Annotated in this window: 12 protein-coding genes; 6 read left to right on the top strand and 6 right to left on the bottom strand. The window is 70.1% G+C overall.

Annotation, left to right across the window (positions count from 1 at the left end):
• Positions 1-98: 98 nt before the first annotated feature.
• The 5 genes from ACWD2L_RS06970 (at position 99) to ACWD2L_RS06950 (ending at position 5,886) form a co-directional block, all read left to right on the top strand.
• Positions 99-827 carry an IclR family transcriptional regulator gene (locus ACWD2L_RS06970; protein WP_351331870.1) on the top strand — a complete coding sequence of 243 codons (729 nt, stop codon included), beginning with the start codon at positions 99-101 and terminating at the stop codon, positions 825-827.
• 83 nt (positions 828-910) lie between these two features.
• Positions 911-2,605: a hypothetical protein gene (locus ACWD2L_RS06965; RefSeq protein WP_351331872.1), complete on the top strand. Its 1,695-nt coding sequence runs from the start codon at positions 911-913 to the stop codon at positions 2,603-2,605.
• A gap of 2 nt (positions 2,606-2,607) precedes the next feature.
• Complete coding sequence (locus ACWD2L_RS06960; RefSeq protein WP_351331874.1) at positions 2,608-3,345, top strand: hypothetical protein; 738 nt, start codon at positions 2,608-2,610, stop codon at positions 3,343-3,345.
• Positions 3,346-3,349: 4 nt separating this feature from the next.
• Positions 3,350-4,324 carry a dipeptidase gene (locus ACWD2L_RS06955; RefSeq protein WP_351331876.1) on the top strand — a complete coding sequence of 325 codons (975 nt, stop codon included), beginning with the start codon at positions 3,350-3,352 and terminating at the stop codon, positions 4,322-4,324.
• 152 nt (positions 4,325-4,476) lie between these two features.
• Positions 4,477-5,886: an MFS transporter gene (locus ACWD2L_RS06950; protein ID WP_351331877.1), complete on the top strand. Its 1,410-nt coding sequence runs from the start codon at positions 4,477-4,479 to the stop codon at positions 5,884-5,886.
• 8 nt (positions 5,887-5,894) lie between these two features.
• Here the strand turns inward: ACWD2L_RS06950 and ACWD2L_RS06945 are convergent, their stop codons facing one another.
• From ACWD2L_RS06945 to ACWD2L_RS06930, 4 genes are read right to left on the bottom strand one after another with little or no spacing between them, the layout of a single operon-like run.
• Positions 5,895-7,274 (bottom strand): GH1 family beta-glucosidase, encoded by a 1,380-nt coding sequence (locus ACWD2L_RS06945; RefSeq protein WP_351331879.1) that lies wholly within the window; start codon positions 7,272-7,274, stop codon positions 5,895-5,897.
• 8 nt (positions 7,275-7,282) lie between these two features.
• Positions 7,283-8,107: a carbohydrate ABC transporter permease gene (locus tag ACWD2L_RS06940; protein ID WP_351331881.1), complete on the bottom strand. Its 825-nt coding sequence runs from the start codon at positions 8,105-8,107 to the stop codon at positions 7,283-7,285.
• A gap of 5 nt (positions 8,108-8,112) precedes the next feature.
• Positions 8,113-9,063 carry a carbohydrate ABC transporter permease gene (locus tag ACWD2L_RS06935; protein ID WP_351331883.1) on the bottom strand — a complete coding sequence of 317 codons (951 nt, stop codon included), beginning with the start codon at positions 9,061-9,063 and terminating at the stop codon, positions 8,113-8,115.
• A gap of 15 nt (positions 9,064-9,078) precedes the next feature.
• Positions 9,079-10,344 carry an ABC transporter substrate-binding protein gene (locus ACWD2L_RS06930; RefSeq protein ID WP_351331884.1) on the bottom strand — a complete coding sequence of 422 codons (1,266 nt, stop codon included), beginning with the start codon at positions 10,342-10,344 and terminating at the stop codon, positions 9,079-9,081.
• A 332-nt stretch (positions 10,345-10,676) separates the two neighbouring features.
• Here ACWD2L_RS06930 and yicI point away from each other — a divergent pair, with 332 nt between their 5' ends.
• A complete protein-coding gene (yicI, locus tag ACWD2L_RS06925; protein ID WP_351332004.1) occupies positions 10,677-12,899 on the top strand; it encodes an alpha-xylosidase in 2,223 nt (740 codons plus the stop codon).
• A gap of 139 nt (positions 12,900-13,038) precedes the next feature.
• Here the strand turns inward: yicI and ACWD2L_RS06920 are convergent, their stop codons facing one another.
• On the bottom strand, positions 13,039-13,800 hold the full coding sequence (locus tag ACWD2L_RS06920) for a sulfite exporter TauE/SafE family protein (protein WP_351331885.1): 762 nt from the start codon (positions 13,798-13,800) through the stop codon (positions 13,039-13,041).
• Positions 13,801-13,858: 58 nt separating this feature from the next.
• Positions 13,859-14,584 (bottom strand): GntR family transcriptional regulator, encoded by a 726-nt coding sequence (locus tag ACWD2L_RS06915; protein WP_351331886.1) that lies wholly within the window; start codon positions 14,582-14,584, stop codon positions 13,859-13,861.
• Positions 14,585-14,611 lie beyond the last annotated feature (27 nt).

Here is a 14,611-nt window from a genome sequence, read left to right as displayed (position 1 = left end):
TCATCTCCGGGATTGGTCTTCATAATTGGCGTCACGAAATACGGGATGGTGTCCTACATTTTATGACGACCAATGAAGCGAACAACACGACAAAGCCCATGAGTTCCGCCCTCAAGCTGTTGCGTCTGCTCGACGTGGTGGGCGAGACCACCGACCCCGTGCGAGTGGCGGAGCTGGCCCGAGCCGTCGGTGCCACACGCTCCGAGGTGCACCGCCAGCTGGTCACGCTCGTGGCCGCGGGCTGGATGGAGCAGCTCCCCGACGGCGGCTACCAACTCACCGTGAAGGCCGCCCACTTGGGGAACGCGGCGTTGCAGCACGCCGGGTTCGGGGAGCGCGTCTCCCGGGTCCTCTCCGACCTCGCCGAGCGCCTCGGCCAGTCGGTGTGTCTCGCGGTCCTCGACGACGACGCGACCCGCGTGGTCAAGCGCGCGGAACCCGGCACCGCCGCCCATGTGACCCTCGCGCTGGGCCGCCGGATGTCGCTGCGGGGCGGCGCGACGGGGCGGGTGCTGATCGCGCACGCCGACGACGCGACACTGGCGGCGCTGCGCGAACGCGGAGTCCCGCTCCCGGACGACGAGGAACTCGTCGAGATCCGGGAGTCGGGCTACGCGCTCATCCCCGAGTACGCCGACGAGGGCCTCGCCGCCATCGCCTTCCCGCTCCTCGGCCGCACCGGCCGCCCGACCGTGACGCTCTGTGCGGTCGGCCCCGCGACCAGCTTCGACCCGCTGTCCGCCAAGGACGTGCTCGCGAACGGCGCCGCCGACCTGGCCCGGCTCACCGCGGGCCTCGGCGACGACCACACGTCCTGGTCCGCCTGACCCGCCCACCGCGCAGCCCCTTGCGTACCTCACAGGCAGGGCATCTCCTGCGTACCTCGCAGCCCCCCTCTGAAGGGAGTCACATGACCACCCGGAGCGAACTCCGGCCCCCCGAGGACCACCCCGAACCCGCCACGGCGTTCATGCGCCCCGAACGGCTCGCCACCCTCGCGCCGAGCAGGCTCAGCGCAAGCCGCTCGCTCATGCACCTGATGACACGGGAGCGGTGGACGGTCGACCTCGTCCGCTTCGACATCGACGAGCGCGCACGGGGCGAGGCGGTGTACCGCGTGCGCACGCCCACGGCCGTCTTCGACTTCATGGTGTTCTCCTTCGAGCCGAAGCTCGAGGGGCGCACCGGGCGCATCATCGGCACCGACTGGGACATGATGGGCGCGCTCGTCGAGGGCGAGACCGACGACGAGGACCTGCGGGCGACCCGCGAGGAGATGCCGAAGCTGTACGCGGGCCGTGCCACGCCCGGCAGTCTCGTGTGGTGCCGCTCGAATCGCAGCCTGCGCCTGTTCGACCACGTCATCGAGCACCTCGCGGCCGGCCGGCAGCCGCGCGTCGCGGAGCTGTGGCCCGTCGGCTATCTGATGCGCAACACGGGCCTGGACGGCAACGGAACCTTCGGCACCCGCTCCTACGGGGCCCTGGAGGACGACCATCCGCTGCGCCTGCCGTACCACGCGCAGATGCTCGCCGCGTATCTGATGCGGGAGTTCTCCGTGGACCTGGTCGAGCACCTCGCCCGCTGCCGCGACCCGCACGCCGCGCGACTCGACCCGGAGCTGCGGCGCTTCCTGGGGCTCGGCAACGGCTCCGCGCTGGGCCTCGTGTTCTTCGCGAACAACCATCCGGTGCTGCTCGACCGCTGGCTCACCCTGCGCCGCACGGCGGTGGCCGAGGCCCGCCGCATCCCGGTGGTGCCGGGGTCGGCGGAGGCGGACCGGGCCGCCGAACTCCTGGCGCGGGCGGTCGACTTCCACGACCAGGACCCGCTCACGTACCACGACTTCACGGCCTCTTCCGTGGTTGCGGACGGGCTGCGCGTCCTCGTCGAGCGCCTCGCGGGCGCCGGGCCCGACGCCGTCTTCGGTGATGTACTCGCCGGGCTTCCGGACGACCGGGTGTGCCAGGAGGCCGTCGAGGTGTTCGACGCCGTCCTGCTGGAACTGCGCCCGGAGCACACCGACGCGCTGCTGAGCCACCAGCCCGCGGACGAGACACTGCGCAGGCGTCCGCAGGAAACCGTCACGGAACTGCGGGACCTGCTCACCCGCGAGTACGCCTGGGCCCTCGCCCACGACCTCGACGACCCGGACCAACGGCACTTCCGCTGGTACAAGTCACGGGACGCCGAGGAGCCGCGCCGCGGCCCCGTCGAGGAGGTGCCCGGGGGCTTCGAGTGGGCCCTGGACCTGCCCGGTGACATTCAGCGGCTCGCCGCCGCCCTCGACGAGGTGCCCGGTGACACCCTCGTCGGCGAATTCCTCGCCGACCGTCCCGAGGAGCGCTGGACGGTGACCCGTGCGCAGGGCCTGGCGGGGCGCCACCACCACTCGCCGCACATGAACATGCTGGCGAAGAACTTCGTCCCGGTGCACATCGTGCGGCTGATGAACGCCGCGTTCCACGGCCTGGACAAGACCGTGGACGCGTTCGGCCGCAGCGTGCTCGGCCTCCTCTTCCACGGCGCGCCAACCCGCACGGACCTGGCCGAGGGGCGCGCCTTCGACTGGATCTACCCCCGCCGCCCCGAGGAGCGTGACTGATCGTGACCTCAACTCCCCCCTCCAGTAAGGGCACTTGTCAGGGCTCTTCAGCCGTCAATGTCTCGCTGCGCGAGTGCCTGCTGGTGACCGGTCGCGTGCTGCGCGCACTCGGTGTGCCGCGCGGCGCGGCCCCCGCGGCCCGCGACACGGCCGTCGTCGCGCAGGCCCTCGGCCTCGACGCGCTGCGCCGACTCCACGCGGACGCGGACACCGTCCGTGCGACGGCGGCACTGCGGAGCCACCGCCGCACGGACGGCCCCGACACCGTTGTCGACGCCCGCGGCCGCCACGCGCTGGCCGCCGCGCCCGACCTCCTCGACCTGGCGGTGGCACTGACCCACCGTCACGTGAAGGCCCGCATTACCGTGACCGACGCCGTACGCCCCGAACTGCTCGACGTACTGCCCGTGCAGGCGGCCGAGTTCGGCGTAGCGCTCACCGTCGGCGACGGCGCGGCGCCCGGCGAGCGGATCCTGGACTGCGCTCCGCTTCAACAAGCAACCCTGGCGCCCCCGTTGGACGGCGTACTGCGGCACGGTCTGGATGTACCTGCCGACTTGTGGTGGAGCCTTTTCCACCTCGGCAACGAGGCCCTGACCCCGGACTCGGACGTGTCACGGCAGCACACCGGACGCTCGGTGTTCGACGAGAGCGGCCGGATCGTCGGCGAGGTCGGCGAGGACTGGGCCGCCAAGCCGGCGGGCAGCGCCCCGGCCCCCATACTCAGCGACGGAAGGTGACGGCGTGCTCTACATCGACGGCCTCGAATGCAGCCTCTACGACCGCGAGGTCTTCCAGGAACTCCGCGCGGGCCAACTGGCCTGCGTTACACCGACGTTGGCGTTCTGGGAGAACGCCACGGAGACGATGGACGAGATCGGCCGCTGGCGCGACCTGGAGCGCGAGAACGCCGACCTGATCCGCATCGCGCGCACCGCCGACGACATCGAGCAGGCCCACCGCGACGGCCGCACCGCCATCCTCCTCGGCACCCAGAACTCCTCGCCGATCGAGGACCGCATCCGCTACCTCGAGCTGTTCCACGACATGGGCCTGCGGGTCATACAGCTCACGTACAACAACCAGAACGCCATCGGTGGTTCCTGCTACGAGCCCGAGGACAGCGGCCTGTCCCGGTTCGGCCGCGAGGTCGTCCAGGAGATGAACCGGCTGGGCATGGTCGTGGACCTGTCCCACGTCGGCGAGCGCACCGGCCTCGACGCCATCCGTGTCTCCGAGCGGCCCGTCGCCGTGACCCACGCCAACCCTCGCTCCCTGTACGACCATCCGCGCAACAAGGGAGACGAACTGCTCAAGGCGCTCGCGGCGGGCGGCGGCATGCTCGGCCTCGCCACGTACCGCAACATCAGCGGGCCGTGGGCAGGCAGCCGCGAGGAGTGGTGCGACATGGTCCGCCGCACCGTCGACCTGATCGGCATCGACCACGTCGGCATCGGCACCGACCTGAGCCGCAAGAGCGGCGAGCCGGAACTCCAGTGGATGCGCAAGGGCCGCTGGACGCGCACCGAGCAGCGCGGCGCCTCCCTCTCCGGCACCCAGACCAAGGCCCCGCCGATCACCTGGATGGAATCCACCGCCGACTTCCCGGCCCTGGCCCAGTGCCTGTCCGAGCACGCCGGGTTCGACGAGGACGAGGTCGCCAAGATCATGGGCGGGAACTGGCTGCGCTTCTACCGCCAGGTCCTCAAGCCGGCCTGACCCCCACCGTGCGATCCCCCGCGCCGGGGCGTGGCCCCGCCCTGCCCCGGCGCCCGCACCACCCATGCCAACGCACCAACGCACCACATGCACCACCCGCACCACCGCAAGGAGACAGCCCCCACTCCTCCCGGTCCCGAAGGGCGGTCACCGTGACCCCACAGACCTCCACCCCATCCCTCCAACTCACCGGCGCCACACGCGAAGTGGCGGCCCGGCTCGACCGGCTACCGGTCACCCGCGTCCAACGCGGCATCCTCCTCAAGGGCGGACTGAGCACCACCTTCGACGGCATGGACAACGGGATCGTCTCGTTCCTGCTGCCCATCGTGGGCGGAGTGTTCGCGCTCTCCGGCCTGGAACAGGGCCTGCTCGGCAGCTCGTCCCTCATCGGCGCCGTGATCGGCGCGCTGCTCGTCGGCGTCATCGGCGACCGCACCGGCCGGCGCAATCTCCTCGTCTGGTCGATGACCTGCTACAGCGCGGCGATGATCCTCGGCGCGTTCTCCCCCGACGCCTTCGTGCTCGTCGCCACCCGCATCGTCGGCGGCATCGCCATCGGCATCAACGCCAATATCGTGATGCCGTACCTCGCGGAGTTCTCGCCGCCGTCCCGGCGCGGTCACTTCGTCGGCTCGCTCGCCGGGTTCTTCGCGTTCGGCTATGTGCTGGCCGCGCTGATCGGCTTCTTCATCATCCAGGCCTTCGACGGCGGCTGGCGCGTCGCGCAGATCGTCGTCGGCCTTCCGATCATCCTCGCCGTGTTCTGGCGGCGCAGTCTGCCCGAGTCACCGCGCTATCTCGTCTCGCGCGGGCGGGTCGACGAGGCGATGGCCGAGGTGGAGCGCCTGGAGGACAAGGTCCGCAAGGCCACCGGCGCGCCGTTGCCCGAGCCCGCGCCCGTGCCCACAGGCCCGGCCGCCACGGCTCCGGCCGTGGACCAACCGCGCGGACTGCGAAGGTTCCTGGCGCTGTGGCGTCCGCCGCTGCTGCGACAGACCGGACTCCTCTGGGTGCTCTGGTTCTGCTTCAGCTTCGTCTACTACGGCTTCCTCGTCTTTCTGCCGACGCTCCTCGTCGACCGGGGCTTCTCCATCAGCGAGAGCTTCGGCTACTCCATCCTCATCGAGGTCGCCCAGGTCGTCGGCTATTACCCGGCAGCCGTGCTGTCCGAGCGCCTCGACCGCAAGTGGAGCATCGTCATCTTCCTGCTGGCGGGCGCGCTGGCCGCGCTCGGTGCCGCGACGACCCACAGCGACGCGGTGGTGATCGTCTGCAGCGTGGCGCTCGCGTTCTTCCTCAACGGCGCGTACGCGCCCCTGTACACGTACACGCCCGAGGTCTACCCCACGTGGATCCGCGGCACGGGCGTCGGCGCGTCCGCCGTCTTCAGCCGGGTGGGCGCGGCCCTGGCCCCGATCATCCTCGGCGCCGCCTACGCCTCGCTCACATTCGTCGGCGTGTTCCTGCTGCTGTGCGCCGTGATCGTGGTCGCGGTGGTGGCGGTCGCCGTGTTCGGTACGTCGACGCGGGACCGGAGCCTGGAAGACATCACCGCCTGACGGGGCGTTCAGGCCCGGTGCGCCGCGATCAGCTTTCGGTACCAGTGGTAGCTGTCCTTGGGCGTGCGCTCCTGGGTGTCGTAGTCGACGCGGACGACACCGAACCGCTTCGCGTACCCGAGGGCCCACTCGAAGTTGTCGAGCAGCGACCATACGTAGTAGCCGCGTACGTCGACGCCCGCGTCCATCGCCGCGCGCAGCGCCGTGAGGTGGCTGTGCAGGTAGGCGACGCGGTCGGTGTCGTGCACGGCGCCGTCGGCGGCCGGTTCGTCGTGTTCGGCGGTGCCGTTCTCGGTGATGTGGATCGGCGGGAGGGCGTCGCCGTACCGGTCCTTGAGTGTGGTGAGCAGGTCGGTGAAGGTCTCGGGGACGACGGGCCAGCCCATCGCCGTGCGCCGTACGTCGGGGTAGGGGCGCTCCTCGTACCGGTTGTCGGTGGCGACACGGTGCGCCGGGTCCGGCTCGCGGTGTGCGGCGTCGGCGACCACGATCGGCCGGTAGTAGTTGACACCGAGGAAGTCGATTGGCTGGCCGATGAGTTGGAGGTCGCCTTCGCGGCGGAAGTCCTGCGCCGCGATCAGTTCGCCCCAGGTGTCGGCCTCGGTCGTCGGGTAGCGGCCGGCGAGGATCGGTTCCGTCCAGACGAGGTTGTGCTGGGTGTCGGCGCGGACGACGGCCGCGCGGTCCGCGGGGGTGTCCATGGCCGGGACGTTTCGGTCGAGGTTGAGGGTGATGCCCGCCTCGCGTACGCCTGCTGCCCGTAGCGCCTTCATCGCCAGGCCGTGGCCGACGAGCAGGTGGTGTGCTGCCGCAAGCGCGCCGGTTCCCTCCTGCGCTCCGGGCGCGTGGCGGCCCACCGAGTAGCCGAGGAAGGCGCTGCACCAGGGCTCGTTGAGGGTGATCCAGCGCGGGACACGGTCGGCGAGGTGCTCGGCGACGATCGCCGCGTACTCGCCGAACCGTTCGGCGGTTTCGCGCACCCGCCAGCCACCGCGCTCCTCCAGGGCCTGCGGGAGGTCCCAGTGGTAGAGCGTGGCGGCCGGCTCGATGCCCGCCTCCAGCAGCTCGTCGACGAGCCGCGAGTAGAAGTCGAGGCCCTTCTGGTTCACCGGGCCCTCCCCCGTCGGCTGGATGCGCGGCCAGGCGAGGGAGAAGCGGTACGAGTCGACTCCGAGGTCGCGTAGCAGTGCCACGTCCTCGGGGTAGCGGTGGTAGTGGTCGCAGGCCACGTCTCCGGTGTCGCCCTCGTGGGTGCGGCCGGGAGTGTGGCTGTAGGTGTCCCAGATGGAGGGGCCGCGGCCGTCCTCCTTGGCGGCGCCCTCGATCTGGTACGAGGCGGTGGCCGCGCCGAAGACGAAGCCGTCGGGGAATACGGGCAAGTGGTTCATGTGCAGCCTTACTTGATGGATCCGCCGGTGATTCCGGCCGCGATGTACTTCTGGGCGAGGACGAGCAGGACGGCGGCCGGGATCGCCGACAGGACGGACGCGGCCATGACCGAGCCCCAGTCGCCGACGTGTGCGCCGATGTACTGGTAGATGCCCAGGGTCACCGGCTTGACGTCGTCCGTCGTGTTCAGGGTGAGCGCGAACATGAAGTCGCTCCACGCGTACAGGAAGGAGAAGAGGCCCGCCGTGATCAGGGAGTTGCGGCTCATCGGCAGGACGACCTGGAGGAAGGTGCGCAACTTGCCGGCACCGTCGGCCTCCGCCGCCTCGATGACCTCCTTCGGGATCGCCACCATGAAGGAGCGCATGAGGACGATGGCGAAGGGGATGCCGAGCGAGGCGTCGGCGAGCATCAGGCCGAAGTAGGAGTTGACCAGGCCCAGATCGACGTACGCGCTGTAGAGGGCGTTGGCGATGACGATGCCCGGCACCATCTGCGTGATGAGGGTGCCGAAGACGATGGTGCGGCTGCCGCGGAGGCGGAACTGGGCGAGCCCGTACGCGGCGGGCGCGGCGATCGCCAGGCAGATGACGACGGCGCCGAGCGCGACGGCGAGCGAGGTGAGCAGGTGGCCGCCCTGCTCGGTGATCGCGGAGGTGAAGCCGGAGAGGTCCAATTCGCCGGGGATGGGCGAGACTTCGAGGAGCCCCGACTCCGGCTGCAGCGCCGTGTTCATCATCCAGTACAGCGGGAACAGCATCACGCCGAGGATGACGATCCCTGCGACGGTGGCGCCCCAGCGGCGCCCGGTCGTGGTGGTGGCGTTCGCCATGCCGGTCACTTCCCCTCGGAGCGGTTGGCCCGCAGGTAGAACACCGCGAAGACGGCGGAGATCAGGATGAGGACGTTGCCGACCACGGCGCCCGCGCCGAAGTCGAGCTGGACGAAGGAGTTCTGGTACGTGAGGGTGCCGAGCGTCTGGGTGGCGTCGGCAGGGCCGCCGTCGGTGAGCGCGAGGATCAGGTCGAGGATCTTGACCGTCGACATGAAGCCCAGGACGAGCACGACCGTGATGACGGGCTTGAGCAGCGGCAGCGTGATCGAGCGGAAGGTGCGCCAGGCGGACGCGCCGTCCAGGGACGAGGCCTCGTACAACTCCTTCGGGATCTCCTGGAGTCCGCCGTAGAGGATCACCATGTTGAACGGGATGCCGATCCAGATGTTCACCATGATGACGGAGAACAGGGCCATGCCGGGGCTGGTCAGCCACGGGGTGTGCCCGCCCAACCCCAGTACGTCGGCGAAGGAGTTGAGGACACCCGTGTCCTGGTCGAGAATCCGGCGCCACACGATGCCCGAGACGACCATGGGGACGAGCCACGGCAGCAGGATCAGCGAGCGCAGGAACCCGTTCAGCGGGAACCGCTTGGTGAAGAAGACGGCGAGCGCGAGCCCGATGCCGAACTGGCCGATCAGCGAGCCGATCGTGAAGACGATGGTGTGCCACAACGCCTTGCCGAAGAGGTCGTCGTGGAAGACCTTGGTCCAGTTGTCGGCGCCGCTGAAGGGGGACTTGCCGTCGAAGAACGTGGACGGCGAGAAGTCCTGGAAGCTCATCACGACGTTGCGGACGAGCGGGTAGCCGAAGAACAGCAGCATGAAGACGACGGCGGGGGCGATGAACCCCCACTGGCTCAGCCTGCGACGGCGTCGCGCGCGCGCCGGGTCGGTCTTCTTCTGAACTGCCGTGCGCTGGACGGCAGGTGCGGTGGCCGTGGTGGTCGACATGGTGTGAGTACCCCCTCAGTTCCCGCTCGTGGCGCGGGACTGCGCCCGCTTCAGCGCGGCCTCGCTGGACTGCCCGGTGAGCGCCGACTGGAAGGCGCTCTGCAGGGCCAGCGACACGGACGACCAGCGCGCTCCGACCTTCGCGGTGCGGGAGCGGGCGGTGGCCACCTGGTCGGCGAGCGCGTCGAGTTCGGGCACTTCCTTGCGCCAGGTCGCGGCGGCCTTCTCGTTGGCGGGGACCATCCAGCTGTTGCGGGCGTAGGTGATCTGCTCGCGCTCGGACGACATACAGCGGATGATCTTCGCCGCGGTCTTCTGGCGCCCGGTGTCCTCGGTCTTCGGGACGGTGAGGACGGCGCCGCCGAGCGGGCCGACGGACTCGTCGCCGCTGCTTGGAACCGGGATCCGGGCGATGCCCCAATGCAGGTTCTTCTTGGTGTTCAGCGTCTCCACCTGCCACGGGCCGTTGATCATCATCGCGGCATTGCCGGCCATGAACTGGTCGTTGACGTCGGCCTGCGTCCAGTTGACGGTCGACCTCGACAGCGAGCCGTCCTTGATGAGGCCCTTCCAGTAGTCGAGGGCCTCCGCGACCTTCGGTGTGTCGAGGTCCGTCTCGTCGCCGCCGTTGGACCACATGAACGGCGCGAACTGGAAGACACCGTCCTCCGCTCCGCCCGCGCTCAGCGCGATGCCGTACTGGTTGCCCCCGGTGAGTCTCTTCGCGGTCGCCCGCATCTCGTCCCAGGTGGTGGGTACGTCGAGGCCGGCCTTCTTCAGGATGTCCTTGTTGTAGAAGAGGGCGAGGGTGTTCACCGTGCGTGCGGCCCCGTAGTACGTCCCCTCGTACGAGCCGAAGTCGACGATGCCCTTCGGGATGTCCTTCGTGGACAGGCCGAGCGAGCGCAGGTCGACGAGGCCGCCCGCGTCCGCGAACGTCGGCATCTCGGAGGCGTCGAACTGGATGACGTCCGGAAGGGACTTCGACGACGCCATGCGCAGCGACTTCTGCATGACCTGCGCGGCGGGCACGCTCTGCTGCTCGATGGTGAGACCCAGCTTTGTGCTGCAACGCTTCAGCGTGGCGGCGTCCCAGCCGTGGTACGAGGCGTCGGTCGAGGAGTTGAGGACGGTGAACACACCGGGGTCGCGCCCCGCGCCGCAGCCGGTGAGCGCCGCGCAGGCGACGAGTGCGGAACAGGCGGTGAGTGCCGCGGTGGTGCCTCGGCCGCGGCGGCCGCGCCGAGGGCGCGGCCCGTCCGGTGGAAGTGCTGCTGTCACGGTGGATACCCAAGCCTTGGAGGTATGGCCGGCCCCGACGGAACTCCCGTGTCCCGGCGAGGTGTTCACATCACGCGGTACGACTCCGGCCCGCGCCGCACACGCAGAGCGCGTTTTTGTTTTCCGCCATGACTAATACGTCATCAAGCGCTTCGACACCAGACCTTGGGGCCGACTTCATCACCCGTACACAGCCTGCTACGCCCCGTTGCAATCGAATCGAAGCGCTTCGACGAATACTCGTCTCGACCTCTTGATCTTTCGATGCGCGTGAGCTCAAATGCCGTGTAGAGGCGCCTTGCTCCCGCACATTGCCCACCCCGAGGAAGATGATGAAGTTCACCGACGGCTTCTGGCTGATGCGCGACGGGGTCGAGGCCTCGTACGCCACCGAGGTCCGTGACCTGCGCGTCGACGCCGACCGGTTCACCGCGTACGCGGCGACCCAGCGGATCGAGCGGCGCGGCGACACCCTCAACTCCCCCTTGCTGACCGTCGATTGCCTCACCCCCGCCGAGGGCGTCATCGGGGTCCGCGTCACCCACCACGCGGGAAAGCGGCGCACGGGGCCGGACTTCCGGCTGCCCGGCGAGGACGCCGGCACGGGTACGGTGCGCCGCGACGGCACACGGATCGAGCTGTCCAGCGGGCCGCTGGCCGTGTCCCTCGACGAGGCCGCGCCCTGGCAGTTGTCCTTCCGTGACGCCGACGGCCGCGAGGTCACCTCGTCCGACCGCAAGGGCACCGCCTTCTTCCGGACGGGCGAGGGCGCGCACCACATGTCCGCGCAGCTGTCGCTCGGCGTCGGTGAGCAGGTCTACGGCCTCGGCGAGCGCTTCACCCCGTTCGTCAGGAACGGCCAGGTCGTCGACATGTGGCAGGCCGACGGCGGCACCAGCAGTGAACAGGCGTACAAGAACGTCCCGTTCAGCCTGCACGTCTCCCCCGCGGGCGCCTACGGCGTGTTCGTCGCGCACCCCGGCCGGGTGAGTTACGAGATCGGCTCGGAGTCGGTCGGCGCGATGCAGTTCAGCGTCGAGGACCAGTCGCTGGAGTACTACGTCGTCGCGGGACCCACCCCGAAGGACGTGCTGCGCCGCTACACCGCGCTCACCGGCCGTCCGGCGCTGCCGCCCGCGTGGTCCTTCGGCCTGTGGCTGACGACGTCGTTCACCACGCAGTACGACGAGGAGACCGTCACGTCGTTCGTCGACGGGATGGCAGAGCGCGACATCCCGCTGAGCGTCTTCCACTTCGACTGCTTCTGGATGCGCGAGTACCAGTGGTCGGACTTCGAGTGGGACCCCGCGGTCTTCCCCGACCCTGAGGGCATGCTGGCCCGCCTCAAGGAGCGCGGTCTTCGCATCTCCGTGTGGATCAACCCGTACATCGCCCAGAAGTCCGCCCTGTTCGAGGAGGCCGCGACACACGGCTATTTGGTGAAGCGGGCCAACGGCGACATCTGGCAGTGGGACCTGTGGCAGGCGGGCATGGCACTCGTGGACTTCACGAACCCCGAGGCCTGCGCCTGGTTCCGTACGAAGCTCAAGGTGCTGCTCGACCAGGGTGTCGACTGCTTCAAGACGGACTTCGGCGAGCGCATCCCCACGGATGTCGTCTGGCACGACGGCTCCGACCCGGAGCGCATGCACAACTACTACACGCACCTGTACAACCAGGTCGTCTTCGACCTCCTGGAGAAGGAGCGCGGCCGCGGCGAGTCCGTCCTCTTCGCCCGCTCGGCGACCGCGGGCGGACAGCAGTTCCCGGTGCACTGGGGTGGCGACTGCTGGTCCTCGTTCGGGGCGATGGCGGAGTCGCTGCGCGGCGGCCTGTCCCTCTCCCTGTCCGGCTTCGGCTTCTGGTCCCACGACATCGGCGGCTTCGAGGGCACCCCCGACGCGGCGGTCTTCAAACGCTGGCTGGCCTTCGGTCTGCTGTCCTCCCACAGCCGCCTGCACGGCTCGTCCTCGTACCGGGTGCCGTGGGAGTTCGGCGACGAAGCGGTCGACGTGGCAGGGAAGTTCACCCGCCTCAAACACCGCCTGATGCCGTATCTGTACGGCGCCGCGGCCGAGGCGCACACGACGGGCGTACCGCTGATGCGCCCCATGCTGCTCGACTTCCCCGACGACCCCACCGCGCGCGCCCTCGACCGCCAGTACATGCTCGGCCCCGACCTCCTGGTGGCGCCGGTGTTCTCCGCGGACGGCGACGTCGAGTTCTACGTCCCCGAGGGCACGTGGACCCATCTCCTCACCGGCGAGCGGGTCGAGGGCCCGGCCTGGCGCCGCGAACGGCACGGCTTCGACAGCCTGCCGCTGTACGTACGCCCGGGTGCGGTCCTCCCGATGGGCGCGGACACTTCACGCCCGGACGGCGACTGGCTCACCGGCCTCACACTGCTCGTCACGCCCGACGCGGAGGATGTGACGGTGACGGTGCCCGATCTGCACGGCGGCGTGGCCGCGACGTATCGGGTGGTGCGGGACGGTGCGAACGGGGTGGCGGCCGTCGTGGAGGGTGACGGCGAAGTGACGCTTCAGGAACTCTGACCCCGCGCGGCCAGTCGGTCGAGGCGGGCGCGGTGGGTTACGAAACGTGCCCGATGTCATCCGCCGCCTCCGCCCCTTGGTCAACACGGCCACGTTAACAGTGCAGTTGGACGGCAAGGCCGTTCCCGAAGCACTGCCGTCAGTGCAGCGCCAGGAACGGTGCCGAGGCCAGCAGGAACGCGACCATCGCGTACTTCAGGCGGCGGGCCGGGAGGGCGTGTGCGATGCGCCAGCCGATGAGCACGCCGGCCAGCTCCGGGATGCCCACCAGGGCCGCGAGCCGCCAGTCGACGGATCTGTGTGCCACATACGCCACGGTGCCCACGCTCGCGATCACGATCGACTGGGCCTGGGCGGCGGCCAGCGACGACAGGACCGGCAGTCCGGCCACCACGAGCAGGGGCACGCTCAGCATGGGGCCGCCGAGCCCGAAGAGGCCCGCCACGACCGAGACGACGACACCGATCAGGACCGTGCGGCCCAGCGGGATGTGGGCGGCCTCGGCGCCGTCCGTGGCGCGCCGGTCGCGCACCCACACCAGGATGCCGGTGACGACGACCGCGCAGGCCAGGAGGATTCCGAAGCCGCGGCCCGCGACCAGGGTGTTGCACAGCACGCCCAGCGGCGCTCCCACCAGGGCGGCGCCGGCGAGCGCGGCGGCGCAACGCCGGGTTCCCGGGTCGCGGAGCTGTCCCGATCTGGCGTACGCCGCCGTGCCGAGCAGGCCCGTGGCGACGTGGGTGACGATCGCGGTGCCCGCCACGCCCGCGGGCGTGAGGCCCGAGAACAGGAACAGGCCGATGGTGGGCAGCACTCCGCCGGGTCCGATGGCGGTGATCCCGATGCCGCCGAGCAGCCCGGCCACCGCCAGGAGGACGAGGTGTGTCGTGTCCAGGGTCATGTGCGCTCCTGCCCGTACTGCCGGTCGCTTGGTCGTTCGCCTCGCACGTACAACTCCTTCAGTCCCTCGGCAGGACGGCCCGTAGGGCGAACCGGTCCGCGCGCACCCGCAGTGACTCGGCGTCGACAGGGCGGCCGTCCGCGAGCCGGGTCAGCCGGTCGATGGTGAAGAGCGCGGAGCCCTCCGCCACGTCCAGCAGCCGCGCGGTGTCCGGGTCCGCGGTGACGGCGTGCACGGTCACCTCGGCGCTGCCGAGCCGCGTGCCACTGGTCTCCTCGATGAGCGCGAAGAGGTCGCGTCCCGCCAGGTGGCGGTCGAGCAGCGGGCGGCCGATGTCGGGGGCGAGCCAGGTCGAGTCCAGGGAGAGCGGCTCCGCGTCGAGAGATCTCAGGCGTTCGATGTAGACCGCCTCGGAGCGCTCCGGGAGGCCGAGGCGCTGGGTGATCGCGGGCGGGGCGTGCGACACGACGCGTGCCTCGCGCACCTCGTTGCTGACCGTGCCGTACGCGGTCAACTCCTCGGCGAGGCCGACCAGCCGGGCGAGTCCGTGCTCCGCCTTGTGACCGGTCACGAGCGTGCCGATGCCGCGCCGGCGGGTCACGACACCGTCGTCCCGCAGCATGTTCAGCGCCTCGCGCACGGCGTTGCGGGTGGCTCCGAGGGACAGGCCGAGGGCGCGCTCGTCCGGCAGCACACCGTCGTACGCGCCGTCGACGATGCGCTGGCGGAGCACATCGGCGACGCGGCGTGCCCGGTCGGCCCGCGATCCGTCACGGTCTTCCATGCCCGTCCCTTCTCCGTGGTGCATGTG

This window comes from Streptomyces sp. NPDC002754 (assembly GCF_053592315.1).
The sequence above is the reverse complement of the archived record's forward strand: the minus strand, read 5'-3'. Positions and strand labels throughout refer to the sequence as shown.

Excerpts from the sequence above, each read along its gene's own strand:
- ACWD2L_RS06970 (WP_351331870.1), top strand. The coding sequence starts at position 99 with ATGAGTTCCGCCCTCAAGCTGTTGCGTCTGCTCGACGTGGTGGGCGAG.
- ACWD2L_RS06965 (WP_351331872.1), top strand. The coding sequence starts at position 911 with ATGACCACCCGGAGCGAACTCCGGCCCCCCGAGGACCACCCCGAACCC.
- ACWD2L_RS06945 (WP_351331879.1), bottom strand. The coding sequence starts at position 7,274 with ATGAACCACTTGCCCGTATTCCCCGACGGCTTCGTCTTCGGCGCGGCC.
- ACWD2L_RS06940 (WP_351331881.1), bottom strand. The coding sequence starts at position 8,107 with ATGGCGAACGCCACCACCACGACCGGGCGCCGCTGGGGCGCCACCGTC.
- ACWD2L_RS06935 (WP_351331883.1), bottom strand. The coding sequence starts at position 9,063 with ATGTCGACCACCACGGCCACCGCACCTGCCGTCCAGCGCACGGCAGTT.
- yicI (WP_351332004.1), top strand. The coding sequence starts at position 10,677 with ATGAAGTTCACCGACGGCTTCTGGCTGATGCGCGACGGGGTCGAGGCC.
- ACWD2L_RS06920 (WP_351331885.1), bottom strand. The coding sequence starts at position 13,800 with ATGACCCTGGACACGACACACCTCGTCCTCCTGGCGGTGGCCGGGCTG.
- ACWD2L_RS06915 (WP_351331886.1), bottom strand. The coding sequence starts at position 14,584 with ATGGAAGACCGTGACGGATCGCGGGCCGACCGGGCACGCCGCGTCGCC.